Raw genomic sequence first — 17432 nt, forward strand, 5'->3', positions numbered from 1 at the left:
CGGGCGATGCGACTGGACTTGATGCAACTGGGCTTGATGCGTTTGGGCTTTCTCTCCTCGCACGGCGGCAGCACGGCGCGGGCGGTGACAGTAGCCTGCACTCGGGGCGAGCTGGCCGCCACGCCCGCCCTGCTGATCAGCAACAACAGCGCGTCCCCCGTGATGCAGTGGGCTGGGGAAATTGGGCTACCCCGCCTGCACCTCAGCCGCGCCGCTTACCCCGACCCCGATGAGCTGGACGCCGCCATCGTGGCCGCCCTGCGCGCCCACCAGATTGACGCGGTGGTGCTGAGCGGTTACATGAAGGCGCTGGGGACACGCACGCTGACCGCCTACCGGGGGCGCATGCTCAACGTGCATCCCAGCTTGCTGCCGCTCTACGGCGGGCGCGGCATGTACGGTGACCTGGTCCACGCAGCGGTGCTGGCCGCAGACGAGACCGTCAGCGGCGCGACGGTGCATCAGGTGGAGGCGGGCATCGACGAGGGCACGGTGGTGGCCCAGTCGCGGGTTGCCGTGCTGCCAGGCGATACGGTGGCGACCCTGCGCGCCCGCGTACAGGCCACCGAGGGGCCGCTGATGATCGCCGCTCTACAGAAATTGGCTGAGGCCGTGACATGAAGCGCAAGGTATTCGACCGCCGTATCTGGCCCCGCGCTATCAGCGGCGAGCAGACAGCCCTGAATCTGCCCGGCGGCCTGATCGTGGACTACCGGGCGGGCGAGGTCACCGCGCCCAAGTGGGTGAGCGTCGCGGGCCGGGCGCTGTGCATCCTGGATTCCGGCTACCGCTGGGTCCACTACGCGCCCAGCGGGGCGACGCACGCCCTCACCGTGCAGCTCGACGCATCGGACCGGGTCCAGCAACTTTATGTGGATGTGGGCGAGGCCAGCGGCATTGGCGCGGACGGCCTGCCCTGGATGGACGACCTCTATCTGGACGTGGTGGGTCTTGTCGATGTGCAGCCGGACGGACGCTGGCAGGTGACGGCTACCGAGGTGATCGACCAGAACGAGTTGGAAGAGGCGCTCCAGTCGGGTCGGGTCACGCCGCAGCAGCACGCCTTTGCCTGGGCCGAGGCCGACGGCGTCGTGTCCGCCCTGCACGCCCAGTCTTTCGGGCCGCTGGAGGTGATGCGCCGCTACCTGCAAGACCCCTATACCTGATTCGCAGCCGAGCAGACTTGCATCCGGGCCACTGGACGCGCTAACTTGGTCGCCGCTGGAACGGTGTCCGAGTGGTTGAAGGAGCACGCCTGGAAAGCGTGTATAGGTGCAAGCTTATCGAGGGTTCGAATCCCTCCCGTTCCGCCAGCACAGCCAGAAGCGGGCCGCCTCAAGTTGAAGCGGCCCGCTTTGCTGTTTAAAGAATCTAGGCGTCGAGCACCCGTACCCGCCGAATCGCCCCATCCAAGAGGGCACGCACGTCTGCTTCGCTCTGGACCTCCACGTAGCCACGCAACACCGGCTCGGTGCCGGACGCGCGGAACATGGCCGACGCGCCGCCCACCAGATCGAGTTTCATGCCGTCGCGGGTGTTGACACCTTCCACGGCGTACCCGGCCACATCGCGGTAGGTCGCCGCCTCACCCAGCAGCCGGACCTTGTCAAAGTCGGCGCTGAGGTGCAGATCGGCCTGGTCATAGATGTGCTTGAAGCCGACATTCGCCTCGATCCCGGCAGACAGCTCGCCGAGGCTGTGGCCGCTCATCGCCACCGCTTCTATCAGTAGCAGGCTGTTGAGCAGGCCGTCACGCTCGGGAATATGCCCGCGCGACGACAGCCCGCCGGACTCCTCGCCGCCGATCATCACGACCCTGGCAGGGTCGGCCTGCCCTTCAGAAAGGCGTCAGCGATGTACTTGAAACTGACAGGCGTTTCCAGAAGTTCCAGGCCCAGTTGCCGGGTCAGCAGCTCGATGAGGCGGCGACTCGGCACCGTCTTGACGACCAGGCCCCGCAGCCCGCGCCCGTACAGATGCTTGATAAACACCGAAAAAATCTGATGGCTATCGAAAAACCGCCCGCCCGCCGTGACCGCGCCCACCCGGTCCGCGTCGCCGTCCGTCACGGCAGCGAAGGTCTACCCCGTCTCACAGATGAGCAGCTCCGCCTCCACCCGCGCCACCATCTCGGGCGTGGCGCTGCCGCCATACGGTCCCTTGAGTTTGTAGCCGTTGTAGACGGGTGGGTTGTGTGAGGCGGTGATCACAACGCCACCCGCCGCACCCAAATACAGGGCCGCAAACGAGAGGGCAGGCGTCGGCAGGTACGCCCCGGCCAGCCAGATGTCAAGGCGCATCATCGTCTCAGCCACGATGCGGGCAAAATTACGGCTCTGAAAGCAGGGATCGAAACCCACCACCACCGAGTTGCCGCCTGAGGTGGGCTTGCGCGACTAGGGTCTGTCTGGCTAAGTTTGATAGAGTCGTCTGTCATGGGCAGAACAGATCTCACGCCGGAACAATGGGCAAAACTGGAGCCTGAATGGCCAGGTAACCCCCGGCACGGACATGCCTACAAGCCGCATCTGCCGGTCATCAATGGCATTCTCTGGCGGCTGAAGACGGGAGCACCGTGGCGGGACATCCCAGAACGGTATGGCCCCTGGGAAACGTGTTGGGATCGCTTCACCCGCTGGTCACGCGATGGCACCTGGAAACGCGTCCTCGTGGCCCTCCAGGTCAAGGAAGATGCTCAGGGAAAGATTGATTGGGACGGCGCGTCCCTGGATAGCACCAGTTGTAAAGCCCACCGCGCTGCGGTGGGCGCACGAAAACAGCCAGCTAAGCTGGAAAAAAGGGGGCACTCAACGATGAGTGGCTCGGCATCAGCCGTGGAGGACGAAACAGCAAGATCCACGTGCTGACCGAGGGAAAACGCCGCCCGTTGGCCGTGCTGGTGTCGGAGGGTCAGGCCAGCGACCCGACCTACCTGCTTCCCCTCCTTGACGAGGTCTGCATCCGGCGGCCCGGTCCGGGCCGCCCTCGGAAGCGTCCGCCGATGGTGCGCGTAGATCGTGCGTACGGTGCACGGAAGTACCGTCAGCAACTGCGGAGCCGCAAGATCGTCTGTGTTTGTCCTGAACGCAAGGATGCCAAGAAAGCGCGGTTGAAGAAGGGCAGTCGTGGAGGTCGGCCCCCGAAATTCGACGCTGAAGCCGACAAGGGCCGCCAGGTGGTGGAATGCAACATCAATCGGCTCAAGGATTTTAGAGCACTCGCCACCCGCTACGAAAAACGTGGACATCAGTTTTTAGCCGTTGTACACGTTGCGTGCATTGTCCTCTGGCTCTGAAAACTCAGCCAGACAGACCCTAGACGCGGATTGGCGCACGTAAAGTCTTCTGCAATAGTTTCACGCCAGCCGTCAGTTCCGAATTTGATGGGCCTACTGGGTTCTCCAGAGCGAAAGTACTGCTGTCCCACAGCCTGGCAAATGTTCCCATTACTCCCCGCGCTTCCTGCGCAGCAGGCACAGGCAGTGTTGACAGTCACCCCTTTCCCCACTATCATTCCATCCGTGCTGAAAAGCACCCCTTGAAAGGGCGGCGATCAGAACCTTCCCCGGTTTTTTGACCCGACAGGTGTGGCCCCATCGTCTAACGGTTAGGACACTACCCTTTCAAGGTAGCGATACGGGTTCGAATCCCGTTGGGGTCACCACCACTGCCTCCGTTTCTGCTGCATGCAGGGCGGAGGTCTTTTTTTGCCATATAGCAGCTCACCCTGGCCCGCATCTTCGTGAAATACTGCTGGGCGTGCCGTTGCCCGCCGTTCCATCTGCCTCCATGTCTGTTCCCATTTCGGCCCAAGTACCGTTCACACCACCGCGCTGGCTCCCCTGGCTGATTGCTGCCGTTCCGGTGCTGCCGTTTTTCTATCTGGCCGCTTTCGGGGCGCTGGGATCGCTGCGGCGGCTGCCGCGAGTGGCCCGCTGGGTGCTGTTCTATTTTGCGGCCTCACAGGTGCTGGCCGCCCTGCTAACACCCAATCCGCTGCTCTCGCTGGCCTTCGGCGGCGTCCGCACACTGCTGATCCTGGCGATGATCTCGGCAGGCGTGTATCTGCAAGACAGCCGCCATCTGCGCCCGCTGCTGTGGGGGCAACTCATCATCTTCGTTTGGGCCTGGAGCTACACTCTACTGACCCAGGGCGTCGCGGGTGTCGAGGCGCGGCTCAATCACCCTTATTACTACCCGGTATCTCTGGGCCTGGTGGCGGTAGTGGCGCTCTGGCTGGTGATGTTCTGGCGCGGTGGCGCAGCCTGGTGGCGCATTCTGGCGGGCCTGGTCGTCGTCGCCACACTGCTGGCGGCAGGCAGCCGGGGACCGATGCTGGCGCTGACGCTGGGCAGCGTAGCGGCCCTGCTACTGGCCGGTCACCGGGGCAGCCGCCGCTGGGTGGTGGTGCCGCTGGGCGTGGTGGCCATTATCATCCTGGTGGTCAGCGCCCTGCAACTCAAGTTCGCGCCCATCCTGCGCCTGCTCGATGACCAGACCAGCGGGCGCAATTTTGTCTGGGCCGACGCCTACGCCGCCTGGCAGACCTCTGCGCTGGGCGGCGTGGGCGCTTATCAGGGCGGGCCTTACCTGACCTCGCTGTTCAAGGACGGCTGCGCGCTGCTGCCCACCCTGATTGCCGATACGCCGGTCTGCTCCCTGCTGGACGGCATCTGGATGACCGCCCACAACGCCTGGCTCCACTGGCTGCTGGAAACCGGCGTGATGGGCCTGAGCGGGCTGCTGGTCGTCTACGCCTACGGGCTGTGGGCAGCGGTCAAGAGCCGCGACCCACTGCTGATCGCCGTACTGTTCGGCTACACCGCCATGAACTTCGTGGACGTGGTGATCGCCGTGCCCAGCCCACACTTCGCCGAGCTGTGGTGGGTGGCGCTGGGCATCAGCGTGTGGCGCGCTCAGGGCGCAGCAGCAGAGCAAACACGGCCAGCAGAACCAGCGACAGCAGAACTGATCCCGCCAGCTTCAACGGGCTGAGCTGACCCAGGCCCGGACCGGGAGCCAGGCTGGTCAGCTCGGTCCAGTACAACCGGACAGGCAGGCAGGTCGCGCCGCCCGCCGCGCATTCCACCTGGACACTCAGCCCGTTCGTCGAGCGGCCAATCAGCGGCAGGCTCTGTTCGGTGAGCTGACTTTTCGGCCAGAAGGCGGTGGAGCGCTCCGTACGCGGCGAGAGCGCCTGACTGCCGTCCGAAGTCCAGCGCAAACGGTAAGCGCCCGCATCTGAGACCGAGAAGGTTCGCAGATCGCTGGCCTGCACGCCTTTGGGGAGCGTGAACGTGGCCGCTTGCAGATCGCTCAGGCTCCTGAACAGATTGGCTCCGTCGAACTGGACTACCGAGAGTCCAGAACTCGAAAATGGAGACTTCGCACTGTCGAGTGCCCACTGCACCGCGCCCAGGCCCACGCTCTGGCGTAAGGGCGGCGCATCAATCAGCTTGACCCCCGCATAGTACTGATTGATTGGACAGGCAGAGGCACACCCCTGCTCGAAATGCAGCACATGCTGCCCAGCCTCGACAAGTCCACTGGGAAGTACGGTGACGAACTGACCTGCTGGGAAGACGTAACGGCCCAGCGGCTGGCCGTCGAGCGCCACGCTGGCCTGCACCGACTGCTGCGGTGAATACAACTGATAGGTGAAGCTGACATAACGTGGCCCCGGCGTGCTGAACCAAATCTCGCTGACCGGCTGCGGCACCCGGTAAGGATTCACACCGTCCGATGCGGATGCGGAGAAGCCCAACATGCTCCAGCCCAGCGGAATCTGGGTACTCAGGTCGGTGGTCGTTTGTTCAGGGTTGCTGAATGGCATCTTTGTTCAAGTGTATCTTCAGCGCTGCCCACCGCTCGGTGTTCAGGCTCACGTCGCCCGGCAACGCCACACCCGCCTCGGCCCGCGTGCCCTCGCGCACGTCCGGCTTGCGGCGGCAGGCCAGCTCGTAGACACTCTTGCGCTCAGTGGCGATATGTAGCACCTCGGCGCTGATCTCGCCTGCGTGCCTCACTGCCAGAGCAATCTCCGGCGCGATGATGTCCACATAATCCTGGCCAGTAAACACGTCGCTGAAGGCCACCGGATAAGCGAACTCTCGGGGCCGGAAGCTGGTTCGGATAATCAGGTGCCTGGTGGCGGCCCGGGCAGCTTCCTCGGCCACCAGCTTGGTCAGCGAGTAGTAATTGACGACTGGCCCCGGCGTGTCGTCCTCGCGGTAATTGCCGGTCTGGCCGTCGAACACGTAATCGGTGCTGATGTGAACCAGTTTCGCGCCGACCGCGTTGGCTGCCCGCGCGATGTGCCGGGTGCCCTCCACATTAACGGCCCAGCAGCGCGACCGCTCCCTCTGCGCGCCGCCCACATTGGTGTAGGCGGCGGCGTGGACGATGATGTCCGGCTGCTCTCGCCCGATAACCTTTGAGACGCTCCCTGCGTCAGTGAGGTTCAGCTCGGCGCTGCTCGGCGCGATTAACTCAGGCAGCAGGGTACGCAGCTCCGTACCCAGCCGCCCGCTGCCGCCCGTGATCAGCACCTTCACCCCATATCCTCGGCCCACAGATCGTCGCCGAAGAAGTTCCAGGGCAATCTTCCCTCGTTGGGATCACTCAAATTGAACTGGGCGTCCATGGTGTAGATCAGGGTGGCTCCGGCCTCCCCTGCCTGATAGCCGTGTGCCACACCGCTGGGAATGTGCACCAGCATCGGCTGCTCGCCACTGAAGACCAGCTTGCGCTTGACGCCCAGGGTCGGGCTACCCTCACGGCAATCGATGAGCCAGATCATCAGCTGGCCCGACAGCACGCACCAGATCTCGTTCTGCTCATCTTTGACGTGAATGTGAAAGGCGTTGATTCGCCCTGCTGCTGCCCACGAGACGCTGATCTGGCGCGGCACGAGCTGGCCTGGCAATCCCTGAACGCCCTGTTCGTCCAGACGCAAGTATTCCATGAACGCGCCGTTCTCGCTGCGGTTTTTCCTGAGCGCCTGAATCCAGACGCCCTCAATCTGCGGCGCGGCGGGGTAGGTTTCGAAGGCGAGCACGTCGGCGTACTCGCTGGCCAGTTTGATCTTGAGGGTGGGGATCATGGGTGGCTCCGCTGCTCGGTGCTGAGTTTGAGCAGGTACTTGCCGTACTGGTTCTTGGCGAACTTCTGCGCCTGCTCGATGAGTTGCTCGGTGCTGATCCAGTGGTTGCGCCAGGCGATTTCCTCAGGTGCGGCCACCTTAAGGCCCTGGCGGTGCTCGATGGTCTGGATGAAACTGCTGGCTTCCAGCATGCTCTCGTGGGTGCCGGTGTCGAGCCAGGCAAAACCCCGGCGCATCGTCTGCACGTCGAGCAGCCCGGCGTTGAGGTACTGGATGTTCACGTCGGTGATTTCCAGTTCGCCACGCGCCGATGGCCTGATTCCCTTGACCACGTCCACGATGTTCTGGTCGTAGAAATACAGGCCCGTGACCGCGAAGTCCGATTTGGGCTTGGCGGGCTTTTCCTCCAGCGAGACGGCCTTGCCCGCGCCGTCGAACTCCACCACACCGTAGCGCTCCGGATCGCCCACCTGGTAGGCGAAGACGGTGGCCCCCTCGGTTTTCCGGTTGGCCGACTCCATCAAATCGGAGAGGTCGTTACCGTAGAAGATGTTGTCGCCCAGAATCAGGGCGCTGTGATGGCCACGAGTGAAGTCCTCGCCGATCAGAAACGCCTGGGCGAGTCCCTCGGGCCTGGGCTGTACGGCGTATTCCAGCTGGATGCCCCACTGCGAGCCGTCGCCGAGGAGTTGCTGGAAGCGCGGGGTGTCTTCCGGCGTCGAGATAATCAGTATTTCGCGGATGCCGCCGAGCATCAAGGTGGTCAGCGGATAGTAGATCATCGGCTTGTCGTAGATGGGGAGGAGCTGCTTGCTGACGGCCAGCGTCGCCGGATACAGCCGGGTGCCGCTGCCGCCCGCCAGGATGATGCCCCGGCGCTTTAAAGCGTTCGATGTCACTGAATGGCTCCGGCCAGGCGCTCGGCGTACTGCCTGTCGTAGTACGCGCGGAACTCGCCGCTGCGGATCGGCTCCCACCAGGACTGATTCTCGGCGTACCACCGGGCGGCCTCGGCCACCGCCTGTTTAGGGTCATACTTGGGCTGCCAGCCAAGCGCCTTCAATTTATCCACATTCATGCTGTAGCGGCGGTCGTGGCCAGGCCGGTCCGTGACGTGCCGCACCAGACTGTGGTCCTTGCCCAGCGTGTCCAGCACGATATCGACCATTTCCAGGTTAGTCATCTCGCGCCCGGTGCCGACGTTGTAGACCTCGCCGGTGGTGCCGCGCAGAAAGACGGTTTCGATGCCGGTGCAGTGATCAAAGACATGGGCGTAGTCGCGCATTTGCAGACCGTCGCCGTAGACCGGGATAACCTCGCCCAGAATGGCGTTGGTGGAAAACAGAGGCACAGCCTTTTCGGGGTACTGGTACGGCCCCACGTTGTTGGCTCCGCGAGTGATGGTCACTGGCAGGCCGTAGGTGATGGCGTAGGCCTGCACCAGCTGATCGGCAGCGGCCTTGCTGGCGGCGTAGGGGCTACGCGGCGCAAGTTCGTCCGTCTCGACGCTCTGATGATCGTCTTTGATGTGGCCGTACACCTCGTCGGTACTGATGTGGTGCAGCCGGATGCCGAGTTCGCGGGCCACTTCCAGCAGCACATGGGTGCCGCGCACATTGGTGTCGGTGAAGACCAGTGGCCCGAGAATGCTCTGATCCACATGGGTTTCGGCAGCGAAGTTGACGATCAGGTCAATCTTATTTTCCTGGCAGGCGCGGCGCACGGCGTCCATGTCACCGATATCGCCCACCACCAAGCTGAGGTTGGGGCTGTCCCAGAGATCATCCAGGTTTTCCTTGCGGCCCGCGTAGGTCAGCTTGTCGTAGACGACGACTTTGCTCTCGGGGTGCTGGGCGAGCCAGTAGCGCACGAAGTTGCTGCCGATAAAGCCGCAGCCGCCGGTCACGAGCAGATTGGTGGGGTGGGGTCGGGTCATAGAGTCTCCCTGTGCTGGTCCCAATGATAACTGTGCATACTCAATTTCTTTTTGACACGAAGCGGCAAGAGGGCATGGCGCTTGCCCAGTTGAAAAGCCGTGAACTTGGTGGCCGCTTCCAGGACCACCAACCCGAGCAGCTCAGCCCTGCCATGCTGCAACACGTAGCGCATCTGCTCGCGCACGAAGCGCAGACCTTCGCTGCCAACATGCGCGCCAGCCAGCAATGTACCGGCGTCGGCAAAAAAAGCGCCAACATCGAAGTTGCGACGAAACTGTTGCTTGAGGGTGTAATCGTGCGAATGAATCACTTCCGATTCGGCTACATATTTGATGGTATGTCCCGCGCGCAGCAGTTTAGCGGCCAGGGTCATATCTTCGTTCATGATGACGTCTTCGGGAAATCCACCCACTTCCCAGAACACATCAGCCCGCACGGCTGAACAGACATTGGAGAAGAAGAATGCCTTAACCCCCAGCCGCTCTATATCGGACTGGCTTCGTAAGCGGCTACTCTCCGGATAATTGAAATAGCGCGAGAACTGTTCCAGTAGAGAAGCGCCGGGCCTGGGCAACTGCCGGGCGAAGGTGGCAACCGACTCGCCGGAAACAATGGGAGCCGTGAGTTCCTCTAGCCAGCGTTCGTTGGCAGGCAGAGCGTCCTGAGTCATGAAGACAAGAATCTCTGCGCTTTGTTCTGCGGCTAAACGCGCACCCAAGTTACGCGTTGCACCATGGTTAAAATCTTTTCTCTCAATTTTATGGATCATCGTATCTCTTGGCATTAAATCTAGCAAGCTTCTGTTCTTGGATGAGGAATCTAAAAATATTGGGTTTTCGGACTCATAAACTCTCTGCATTTTTAACAACAATTGCTCTACATATGAATCTGGATTTAATATCGGAATAATAATAGATCTTTTCATTTTCTTATTATCCATGCTAAGTTACGAAATAGGCCAATCTTCAAGAACCCCTCATTCAGTATACATGTAATGCGCTTAGTATAAGACATGTGTTGTAATTGAGAGAAAGTGTAAGCTATCTCCGCTTGAGGTTCATCTTTATAGCGCTCCGAAAAAGCCAATGCCTGTTTAGAGATTAGTGATTTCCTGTGCAAAAAATGCCTTTTATTCATTATTAATTGCCTAAATAGATATTTTGTATTGAATTCTTTAGCTCCAATTTCATTATACCCATGTTGTCTATAGAATACACTTGGTTCATCTACCCATATAATCTTGCCAAAACTGCAAGCTACCAATCCGAGCCACCAATCATGCATTACCGCATCGCTTGGTATAGGAAGGGCTTTATCTAAAAGAGCACGGTTAACCACCATGGCACAACCCGTTATAACATTCTGTGTAATCAATAAGTTAAATGAGTCTCCCCAGGTAGGATTTAAATTTTGATATCTCCATAAAGAGGGAGAGATTTTTTCTCCCGCATGGTTAATAAGTATTAGATCTGTGTGCACTAGTAAAGGCATATCTTCTCCAAATACGTTTTCATAAAATTTTATATACTTGATCAATTTTTCTATTCTGTTTTCCAGCCAGATATCGTCTTGATCCGAACAGAGAACATAGTCACCAGTCGATAAATTCAATAGGTGGGAGAAATTTTCTTTTGCGCCGCCGCATTTAATATAACTGGTAGATTCAATCGAACTTTCATATTCTTTAAGCAATTTTCCAGTTCCATCGGAAGATTGATCATCATTCACGTATATCTTAAAATCGTGGATCGATTGATTGATGATGCTGTCAAGTTGTTCCCTTAGATAATTTTCACCATTAAAGGTCGCTATAATAATATCTATTTTACTCATCAAATATCTTTTTCCTGGTCGTAAATTTTATTCTTTGAATGTAGACTCGCCAGCTTGATTAGACTGAGGATGAAAATTCCAGAGAGGAGTGAATACATATTACTTTCTGAAAAAAACCAATAAGTTCTCAATTGATCCAACATGGAAATATAAAACGCTGGAAATATAATTAGATACAGAATTTGACCACTCCTAGCTCTTATATAAATATACTGTATTGTCAACCAGCCCAATAATAGGAGGAATATGCCGCCTCGTCCTAAATCTAAATATGCATATCCAAAACTCGAAAAAGTATTATATGCCGGGTCAAATCCTAATTTAGCTGCATAAGAAAAATCTTCTTTTCTATTTCGGATCTGCAATTTTCCAAATAGTTTCTCATACATATTAATAAAACCAGTAGCCTTTGGCAGAAAGGGGATGCTTAAGACAGGACGCAGAGTCCAGAACAGCTTCTGAGTTATTAAATTATTTTCTATCACACTAGAGCCATTATTAAGAGATGTTGAATAATATCTCTTAACTTCGGTTAATCCTGAACCGAAGCTTACATTTTGACGTATAGATTGCCCTGAGATGACTGCAACTCCGACCAAAAGTAAAGTAGCAAAAATCAGTGTCGCATTTTTTAAATCTATTTTTATACGATACGTATATGCTATCAAAATAGTGAGAATTGTCGTCATTATCACTATCCTAGTTCCATATAGAACGGCAAAAGCACCCTGAAGAATCAAGAAGGGCATGATGACAAATAAAAAACGTTTCTCAAATTTAAATATAAGGGGAATTAAAAAATTCGGCGCAATATAATTAAATTTAGCGAGAATATTGATATACTGAAGGGATTTTTCTTGAATACTCTGTGTATAAAAAGTAGATCCTCCATAGTGAAATATATTATATGCGTCTCCATAAAGCTTATATATTTGATATAGTAGAGATAGGTTAATCATAATTCCAAAAAATATAAATAGCATGCATATTTTTTGCACGTTATCAGGTATAATTACTCGGCGATTCACAAATTTGATACGATTTAAAAATAAATAGACTATCAGATAAAGAATATATGGAGTGAATATAAAAGAATAGAATTTATAATTGGAGGAGTCCCATAAAAATACTACAGCCGAAAGCAAAGAGAGGGTAATTAGGATAAAAGGATTGTAGAAACCAGCCAATACTATATTATAACCTTTACTCATAAAACCTCTTATTCTTTATGTAAACACCTAATCTTCTCTCCACTCTTTTCGCCCACGTAGATTTAGATATGAAACTCCCCGCTTGTTCTCTACTATAACCTTCAAGCGAAGAACTATTTATCAAATCGCATATAATAGCAAGCTGGTCTCTATCTTTATAAAAATTGACGAAACCGGAAAACTTATCCAATTCTTCATAGTGTATAGAAATTATAGGCCTGCAAAATGATATATATTCATACATTTTCACAGGGTCAACTGAACGTATAAGTTCATTCAATACGAAAGGCATGATGAACACATCTGCATCCTCCACAATTTTATTCAATTGAGAGTGATCTACAGGACCCATATATAACACTCGATCTCCTAAATCTGGCAATTTGATGTCAGCAGGCCCAATGATCGTAAATCTTACAGACGGACACCTTTCAAGGATAAGTTCTATGGCTGAGAAATCAAACCACTCCGCTATCGTTCCTATATAAAATATGTTTTTTATTAATAAAATCTTTTCCCCTTTATTATCTCTCATAATCTCTTTAAGTCTTTCTGATATACCATTGAACAGAAGCTCCGTCTTCTTCTGATCAACATACATTTCATTCTTTTCTTTTAGATAAAAACTACTAAATAATACTAAATCAGCTTTTGAAAATAATTCGATTTCATTTCTCTTCAAATCACCATCTTTGCCAAGATCTCCAAATGAACTGTGATCGTCCATACAGTCATATATTACAGGTATCGTGAGTTCAGGCAGGTACATTAGTTGATCTGGATGTGTGACATATATAAAGTTATATTTCCCAAGTTTGATAATAGTATAAAAAAAAATTTTAAGGATGACATTATTTACAATACCCAAAAAAATGTTCGATTTTTTAGGTATTGTAAAAAAGGCTGACCTTTTTATTCCAGACACATTTTCACTTCTTTTAAATCGTGAATACATTTTCTGATAATATACTCGCACGTGATGACTTTTACTCAATTCTTCAGCGATAAAATGCGGCCTCTGCTTGATCCATCCCCATTCTACATGCATTATGTACAATATTTTCATATTCCCCTCTTAGTCACGTATATATGCAGTAGAATGAATAGAATGATTACTTCAGATAAAACCATCCCAGAAACCATTCCTCCTATTGCGTATAATTTTCCAAATAAATAGGTGAACAAAATCGTCAGAATCAAAGAAACTGCCATTATATTACCGTATTCTCTGTATTTCTGCAGGGATTGCAGATAATGATAGCCCAAAATGCTATTTACTACAGAAAAAATAGACCAAGCAGATAATTGCACAAAATAGGGTAGATAATTTTTTAGGTTAACATGGAATAACAAGGGAGACACGTAAATTGAGACTAAAATACCAAAACCACAAATTAAAATATATAAAGGAACAATTAATACCAAAATTCTCAAAATATACTCTCTCAATTGAGATATTCCCAACAATACCATCGATAGAGTTTTACGAAACAAAACTTGATTGATAGCAGAATAAACGGCTAAAAAAACTCTGACAATTCTATCTATAAGCGAATAGATTCCAAAATTAGAAGGACTGAGCAGCATAGGCCCCAAATAGAGAGGGACATTGGATAGAATATAACCAGAGAAGTTAGCTGAAAAGGCAGGATATGTCTCTTTTAAAAACAGAAAACCGTCTCTGTACATAGTGTCACTAATAGAAAATTCTCTCGGATATTTGGTGATAAAAACAGATAGGAATCCAGATATTAATAAAGATAATGCTTGAATCATCAGAACAGAGCGCAGATCAGAAATAAACGCGAAAATTCCAATTAGAAATACAAATTTAGAGATAAAATTTATGAATGCCAGAAGATAGAATTTCTCGTTCACAGAAAACCACATTTGATTAGTCATCAAGTATCCAAACAGATAAGCTATTCCAAATACTATAAATAATTTCTCTTCATTATAGAAATAAAAGACACTTGCTAATAGAAATATAATAATACCTAATGAGAATAAATATATCTTAGACAAAAAAAGATTCAGGCTAACTATCCGGCGCTCATTGCCATCACATGCTAAAACTTTCTGAACACCTAAGCTGTTGTAATTATAGTCCAATATCATACAAACACTCTGCCAGATCAATAAATGGATAATCATTTCGCCGTACGACTGTAGACCTAATTTTCTTACAAGAATTGGAAATCCGATGAGCGGAATCACTAAATTAGTAAATTGTCCCATAGAATTCCAAAATAAATTCTTGAAAAATATATTTTTCAATATGCGCCCTCTCCTATCAATACAACCCGAATTGTCTGCATCAAGATGACTATATCTAGCCAAGGTGTCCAGTTCGTTATGTAGAAATTGTCCATGTTCACTCGCTCTCTATAACTAGTATCGCTTCTGCCACTGACTTGCCAGTATCCGGTTATACCAGGTCGGACCTGCCTGTACACGCCATAAACTGCACCATACTTCACTACCTCAGCCTCAACAATAGGACGCGGCCCGACCAGACTCATTTGTCCCATAATAACATTGAGAAGCTGCGGAAATTCATCCAGACTCGTCTTCCGCAGAAAGCTGCCGACCCTTGTTACCCGTGGATCGTCCTTGATTTTATGGGTGGCTTCAAATTCAGCCCTGAGAACTGGATCAGCATCCAGCACCCCTTTTAGCCTGACATCTGCATCACGGTACATACTCCTGAACTTGAAGCAGTCGAAGAGCTTGCCATTACGCCCCAGGCGGCGCGCCCGGTACATGGCTGGACCCGGACTGTCGAGTTTAATGGTTACAGCGATGAGCAGCAGAATTGGGAAAATAGCAATTGTTCCCACCACAGACATCAGCAAATCGATGCTGCGTTTGACTGCCCTGGCCCTCTGGCTTCGCAAATTATTCCGAATCTCCAGCGTGGCCATTGTGCCAATGTTGTGCAGTTCGAGCGCCTGATTGGGCACACCGAACAGATCGGGAATGACCCAAGTGACAGGAAAAGCAGCATAAACCGTATTGACTAGTTTCTGCTGAACCTCGGCGCGGGCACCAGGAATCGAGATCAATGCCTGTTCAGTCAGCGGGTCGGTCAGCGCCTGCTCTATAGGACCGAGAACGGGTACGCCATGCAATTCGTTGCCGTGGAGCGCTGGGTTGTCGTCGTAGGCAGCGAGTGGATTCAGGCCAAACGCCGGATGGGCCTGAAGGTGGGCGATGATCAGGGTGGCCGTCTGCCCCGCACCAATAATACTGATCGGCCGTCCGAAGTTCCCCGATCTCACCAGCAGTTCTCTCGTGCCGTAGCGCAGCGGCAGAGCCATCAGCAAAATCAGTAACCACACAACGACCACGCCACTGACACTGATCGTCAGCCGTTCGAGCGCCAATGCACCTGCCAGTTGCACCAACATCACCTGGATGGTACTCACGGTATGGAGACGGAGTTCAGTCTGCGGTGACCTCCCATAGCCAGGATAAAGGCCCTGGTAGAACCGCCAAGCCAGCCAGACGCACAACCAGATCGCCAGAGTTTCCTTCCTTGCACCAGCAATACCGAACAGCCCGAGCAAAAAATGGCCGATTCCGAAGCACAGTCCGGCACTAAGGATATCGCTGAGCACAAGCGCCAACCCCTGTGATAGACCGCGCCGCACCAGCGTCACGCCACGGCTTGAGGTCGGGACAGTGGGCGCGCTCGGCGTGTGCAGGCCCATACTCAAGTTCCCTCAAGCAAGCGGCAGCTGAAATTACAGGTCTGACCATAACCTCTCTGGTCCAACTGAGACACTTCACCGATCATCGGCACGCCCGCTTTCCAGGCGCGGCGCATCATCATGTTTGACCACCTGAAATATGACCTGGCCCAACGCCATGATTGAGAGTACCCCGTTGACGTGGTGACCCCGACAAGCAAGATGGCCAACAGAATAGTGGGCTGGCGGCGGCGAATCCCTCCTACAGCACGCTCAACTCGATCTCGCTGTCCACGCCGTCGTTCAGTGTCTTCCCTCTGTCTGTCACATTCCTCGGTATACCGATCACTCACACGAATCGCTCCAGTTCGGGATGGCCCCTGAGTTGCCGGACCACTTTGTGGATGGTCATCTGACATTAACCCCTCTTCACCACAACGGCAATCAGGAGTACCTTATCATGCTCCAAAGAGTAGAACACTCATGAATTGAACGGGTCCTGGGTGAATTTCTCATTCTGGCGTCAGATGACTGAAGCTTAAGCTCAAGTCGGCGTGGATTATTCTCTCAGGCTCTACACTCAGCCCACATGAAAGGCATCATTCCAGCAGCGGGCCTGGGCACACGGCTGCGGCCCCTGACGTTTACCCGGCCCAAACCCGTCCTCAACGTGGCGGGCAAACCGATCATCATTCACGCCATCGAAACACTGCGGGCGGCAGGCATTGACGAGATCGCAGTGATCGTCTCGGATCTGACCCGCACCGAGATCGAATACACCCTCAAGGACCTCAGCGGACCAGATTTGACATTGATCGACCAGCACCAGCAGCTTGGGCTGGGCCACGCGGTCAGCATGGCACGCAACTGGGCCAACGGCGAGAGCGTCTGCGTGTATCTGGGAGACAACCTTTTTGAATTCGGGGTTGGCAGTTTCGCCCGGCAATTTGAAGCCGAGCGGCCCGACGCATTGATCGCGCTGGTCGAGGTGGCCGACCCCAGCGCCTTCGGGGTGGCGCGGCTGGACGGCGAGCGGATCGTCGAGCTGATCGAGAAGCCCAAAACGCCAGTCAGCAACCTGGCAGTGGCCGGGGCTTACTTCTTCTCGAACCGAATTTTCGAGGCGCTCAGCGATCTGCCGCCCTCACCACGCGGCGAGTACGAGATCACCGACGCCATTCAGCGTCTGATCACCGAGGGCGGCGTGGTACTGGGGCAGCGGGTGCAAGGCTGGTGGAAGGATACCGGCAAGCCCATAGACCTGCTCGACGCCAACCGCTTGCTGCTGGAGCGGCTCGAAACGCACATCGAGGGCCAGGTCGTCAACTCACGCCTGAGTGGGCGGGTGCAACTTCCTGCCTCAGCCCGCGTGATCAACAGTAAGATCGTCGGCCCGGTGCTGATCGGTGAGGACGTGACCATCGAGAACGCCTACGTGGGGCCGTTCACCAGCATCGGGCGCGGCAGTCTCATTCGCAACGCCGAGGTAGAGCACAGCGTCATCGAAGCGCTGGCACAGATCGAGAATGTGGATATCCGGCTACAAGACTGCCTGCTCGGCGTGCGCGCCAGGGTCAGTGGCGGGCGGCGCATCCCCCGCACCCTGAAACTTACCCTGTCGGACGCCAGCGAGGTCGAGCTGACTTAACTCCGCTTCT

At 54.1% G+C, this 17432-nt stretch carries 19 protein-coding genes and 2 tRNA genes; 7 read left to right on the forward strand and 14 right to left on the reverse strand.

Going from position 1 to position 17432, the window contains the following annotated elements; all coding sequences use genetic code 11:
- The first annotated feature begins 6 nt into the window (after positions 1-6).
- From purN to N0D28_RS10260, 3 genes are all read left to right on the forward strand, one after another.
- Positions 7-621 (forward strand): phosphoribosylglycinamide formyltransferase, encoded by a 615-nt coding sequence (gene purN / locus N0D28_RS10250; protein WP_260559431.1) that lies wholly within the window; start codon positions 7-9, stop codon positions 619-621.
- Positions 618-1166 (forward strand): ribonuclease FAU-1 family protein, encoded by a 549-nt coding sequence (locus N0D28_RS10255; protein WP_260559432.1) that lies wholly within the window; start codon positions 618-620, stop codon positions 1164-1166. Before purN ends, N0D28_RS10255 begins: the two co-directional genes overlap by 4 nt.
- 57 nt (positions 1167-1223) lie before the next feature.
- Positions 1224-1313: transfer RNA gene (locus N0D28_RS10260), tRNA-Ser, on the forward strand.
- A gap of 58 nt (positions 1314-1371) precedes the next feature.
- Here N0D28_RS10260 and N0D28_RS10265 read toward each other — a convergent pair.
- Genes N0D28_RS10265 through N0D28_RS10275 form a run of 3 tightly spaced genes read right to left on the reverse strand, consistent with a single transcriptional unit; the run spans position 1372 to position 2366 of the window.
- Positions 1372-1809, reverse strand: a complete 438-nt coding sequence (locus N0D28_RS10265; RefSeq protein ID WP_260561875.1) for a phosphohexomutase domain-containing protein — start codon at positions 1807-1809, stop codon at positions 1372-1374.
- Complete coding sequence (locus N0D28_RS10270; RefSeq protein WP_260559433.1) at positions 1809-2069, reverse strand: hypothetical protein; 261 nt, start codon at positions 2067-2069, stop codon at positions 1809-1811. Before N0D28_RS10270 ends, N0D28_RS10265 begins: the two co-directional genes overlap by 1 nt.
- 12 nt (positions 2070-2081) lie before the next feature.
- Positions 2082-2366 carry a hypothetical protein gene (locus N0D28_RS10275; RefSeq protein ID WP_312846403.1) on the reverse strand — a complete coding sequence of 95 codons (285 nt, stop codon included), beginning with the start codon at positions 2364-2366 and terminating at the stop codon, positions 2082-2084.
- A 69-nt stretch (positions 2367-2435) separates the two neighbouring features.
- On the opposite strand from N0D28_RS10275, the gene N0D28_RS10280 reads away from it, so the two are divergent.
- The 3 genes from N0D28_RS10280 to N0D28_RS10290 all read left to right on the forward strand — a co-directional run bounded on the left by N0D28_RS10280 (position 2436) and on the right by N0D28_RS10290 (position 4994).
- A protein-coding gene (locus tag N0D28_RS10280) for an IS5 family transposase (protein WP_260559100.1) occupies positions 2436-3295 on the forward strand; the annotation gives its coding sequence in 2 pieces (ribosomal slippage) (positions 2436-2793 and positions 2793-3295; 861 coding nt in all).
- Positions 3296-3588: 293 nt separating this feature from the next.
- A tRNA-Glu gene (locus N0D28_RS10285) sits at positions 3589-3663 on the forward strand.
- A gap of 125 nt (positions 3664-3788) precedes the next feature.
- Complete coding sequence (locus tag N0D28_RS10290; protein WP_260559435.1) at positions 3789-4994, forward strand: O-antigen ligase family protein; 1206 nt, start codon at positions 3789-3791, stop codon at positions 4992-4994.
- On the opposite strand, the gene N0D28_RS10295 is transcribed toward N0D28_RS10290, so the two are convergent.
- The 11 genes from N0D28_RS10295 to wbaP form a co-directional block, all read right to left on the reverse strand.
- The gene (locus tag N0D28_RS10295) at positions 4900-5832 is read right to left on the reverse strand and encodes a hypothetical protein (protein ID WP_260559436.1); all 933 of its coding nucleotides are present in this window, start codon (positions 5830-5832) and stop codon (positions 4900-4902) included. The genes N0D28_RS10290 and N0D28_RS10295 overlap by 95 nt on opposite strands.
- Positions 5813-6553: an SDR family oxidoreductase gene (locus N0D28_RS10300; protein ID WP_260559437.1), complete on the reverse strand. Its 741-nt coding sequence runs from the start codon at positions 6551-6553 to the stop codon at positions 5813-5815. Before N0D28_RS10300 ends, N0D28_RS10295 begins: the two co-directional genes overlap by 20 nt.
- Positions 6550-7101, reverse strand: coding sequence for a dTDP-4-dehydrorhamnose 3,5-epimerase family protein (locus N0D28_RS10305; protein ID WP_260559438.1), 552 nt, complete (start codon positions 7099-7101; stop codon positions 6550-6552). Before N0D28_RS10305 ends, N0D28_RS10300 begins: the two co-directional genes overlap by 4 nt.
- On the reverse strand, positions 7098-8000 hold the full coding sequence (rfbA, locus tag N0D28_RS10310) for a glucose-1-phosphate thymidylyltransferase RfbA (protein WP_260559439.1): 903 nt from the start codon (positions 7998-8000) through the stop codon (positions 7098-7100). The genes N0D28_RS10305 and rfbA overlap by 4 nt, the downstream gene beginning before the upstream one ends.
- Positions 7997-9037: a dTDP-glucose 4,6-dehydratase gene (gene rfbB / locus N0D28_RS10315; protein WP_260559440.1), complete on the reverse strand. Its 1041-nt coding sequence runs from the start codon at positions 9035-9037 to the stop codon at positions 7997-7999. Before rfbB ends, rfbA begins: the two co-directional genes overlap by 4 nt.
- Positions 9034-9978, reverse strand: a complete 945-nt coding sequence (locus tag N0D28_RS10320; protein WP_260559441.1) for a glycosyltransferase family 2 protein — start codon at positions 9976-9978, stop codon at positions 9034-9036. Before N0D28_RS10320 ends, rfbB begins: the two co-directional genes overlap by 4 nt.
- Entirely contained in the window at positions 9960-10871 is a 912-nt protein-coding gene (locus tag N0D28_RS10325; protein WP_260559442.1) for a glycosyltransferase family 2 protein, read from the reverse strand. The genes N0D28_RS10320 and N0D28_RS10325 overlap by 19 nt, the downstream gene beginning before the upstream one ends.
- Entirely contained in the window at positions 10871-11830 is a 960-nt protein-coding gene (locus tag N0D28_RS10330) for an O-antigen polymerase (RefSeq protein ID WP_260559443.1), read from the reverse strand. Before N0D28_RS10330 ends, N0D28_RS10325 begins: the two co-directional genes overlap by 1 nt.
- Positions 11831-12074: 244 nt before the next feature.
- On the reverse strand, positions 12075-13148 hold the full coding sequence (locus tag N0D28_RS10335; protein ID WP_260559444.1) for a glycosyltransferase: 1074 nt from the start codon (positions 13146-13148) through the stop codon (positions 12075-12077).
- Complete coding sequence (locus N0D28_RS10340; protein ID WP_260559445.1) at positions 13145-14299, reverse strand: lipopolysaccharide biosynthesis protein; 1155 nt, start codon at positions 14297-14299, stop codon at positions 13145-13147. The genes N0D28_RS10335 and N0D28_RS10340 overlap by 4 nt, the downstream gene beginning before the upstream one ends.
- Before the next feature lie 56 nt (positions 14300-14355).
- Positions 14356-15795, reverse strand: coding sequence for an undecaprenyl-phosphate galactose phosphotransferase WbaP (gene wbaP / locus N0D28_RS10345; RefSeq protein ID WP_260561876.1), 1440 nt, complete (start codon positions 15793-15795; stop codon positions 14356-14358).
- Positions 15796-16363: 568 nt separating this feature from the next.
- Here wbaP and N0D28_RS10350 point away from each other — a divergent pair.
- Complete coding sequence (locus N0D28_RS10350; protein ID WP_260559446.1) at positions 16364-17422, forward strand: glucose-1-phosphate thymidylyltransferase; 1059 nt, start codon at positions 16364-16366, stop codon at positions 17420-17422.
- The last annotated feature ends 10 nt before the right edge of the window (positions 17423-17432 follow it).

The sequence above is a fragment of the Deinococcus rubellus genome (genome assembly GCF_025244745.1).
In the GTDB taxonomy this organism is placed as follows: Bacteria; Deinococcota; Deinococci; order Deinococcales; family Deinococcaceae; genus Deinococcus; species Deinococcus rubellus.

What these genes read in the sequence shown, in the direction of transcription:
- purN (WP_260559431.1), top strand. Translation starts at nt 7, where the DNA reads ATGCGACTGGACTTGATGCAACTGGGCTTGATGCGTTTGGGCTTTCTC.
- N0D28_RS10255 (WP_260559432.1), top strand. Translation starts at nt 618, where the DNA reads ATGAAGCGCAAGGTATTCGACCGCCGTATCTGGCCCCGCGCTATCAGC.
- N0D28_RS10265 (WP_260561875.1), bottom strand. Translation starts at nt 1,809, where the DNA reads ATGATCGGCGGCGAGGAGTCCGGCGGGCTGTCGTCGCGCGGGCATATT.
- N0D28_RS10290 (WP_260559435.1), top strand. Translation starts at nt 3,789, where the DNA reads ATGTCTGTTCCCATTTCGGCCCAAGTACCGTTCACACCACCGCGCTGG.
- N0D28_RS10295 (WP_260559436.1), bottom strand. Translation starts at nt 5,832, where the DNA reads ATGCCATTCAGCAACCCTGAACAAACGACCACCGACCTGAGTACCCAG.
- N0D28_RS10305 (WP_260559438.1), bottom strand. Translation starts at nt 7,101, where the DNA reads ATGATCCCCACCCTCAAGATCAAACTGGCCAGCGAGTACGCCGACGTG.
- rfbB (WP_260559440.1), bottom strand. Translation starts at nt 9,037, where the DNA reads ATGACCCGACCCCACCCCACCAATCTGCTCGTGACCGGCGGCTGCGGC.
- N0D28_RS10320 (WP_260559441.1), bottom strand. Translation starts at nt 9,978, where the DNA reads ATGGATAATAAGAAAATGAAAAGATCTATTATTATTCCGATATTAAAT.
- N0D28_RS10325 (WP_260559442.1), bottom strand. Translation starts at nt 10,871, where the DNA reads ATGAGTAAAATAGATATTATTATAGCGACCTTTAATGGTGAAAATTAT.
- N0D28_RS10330 (WP_260559443.1), bottom strand. Translation starts at nt 11,830, where the DNA reads ATGATTAACCTATCTCTACTATATCAAATATATAAGCTTTATGGAGAC.
- N0D28_RS10335 (WP_260559444.1), bottom strand. Translation starts at nt 13,148, where the DNA reads ATGAAAATATTGTACATAATGCATGTAGAATGGGGATGGATCAAGCAG.
- wbaP (WP_260561876.1), bottom strand. Translation starts at nt 15,795, where the DNA reads ATGGGCCTGCACACGCCGAGCGCGCCCACTGTCCCGACCTCAAGCCGT.
- N0D28_RS10350 (WP_260559446.1), top strand. Translation starts at nt 16,364, where the DNA reads ATGAAAGGCATCATTCCAGCAGCGGGCCTGGGCACACGGCTGCGGCCC.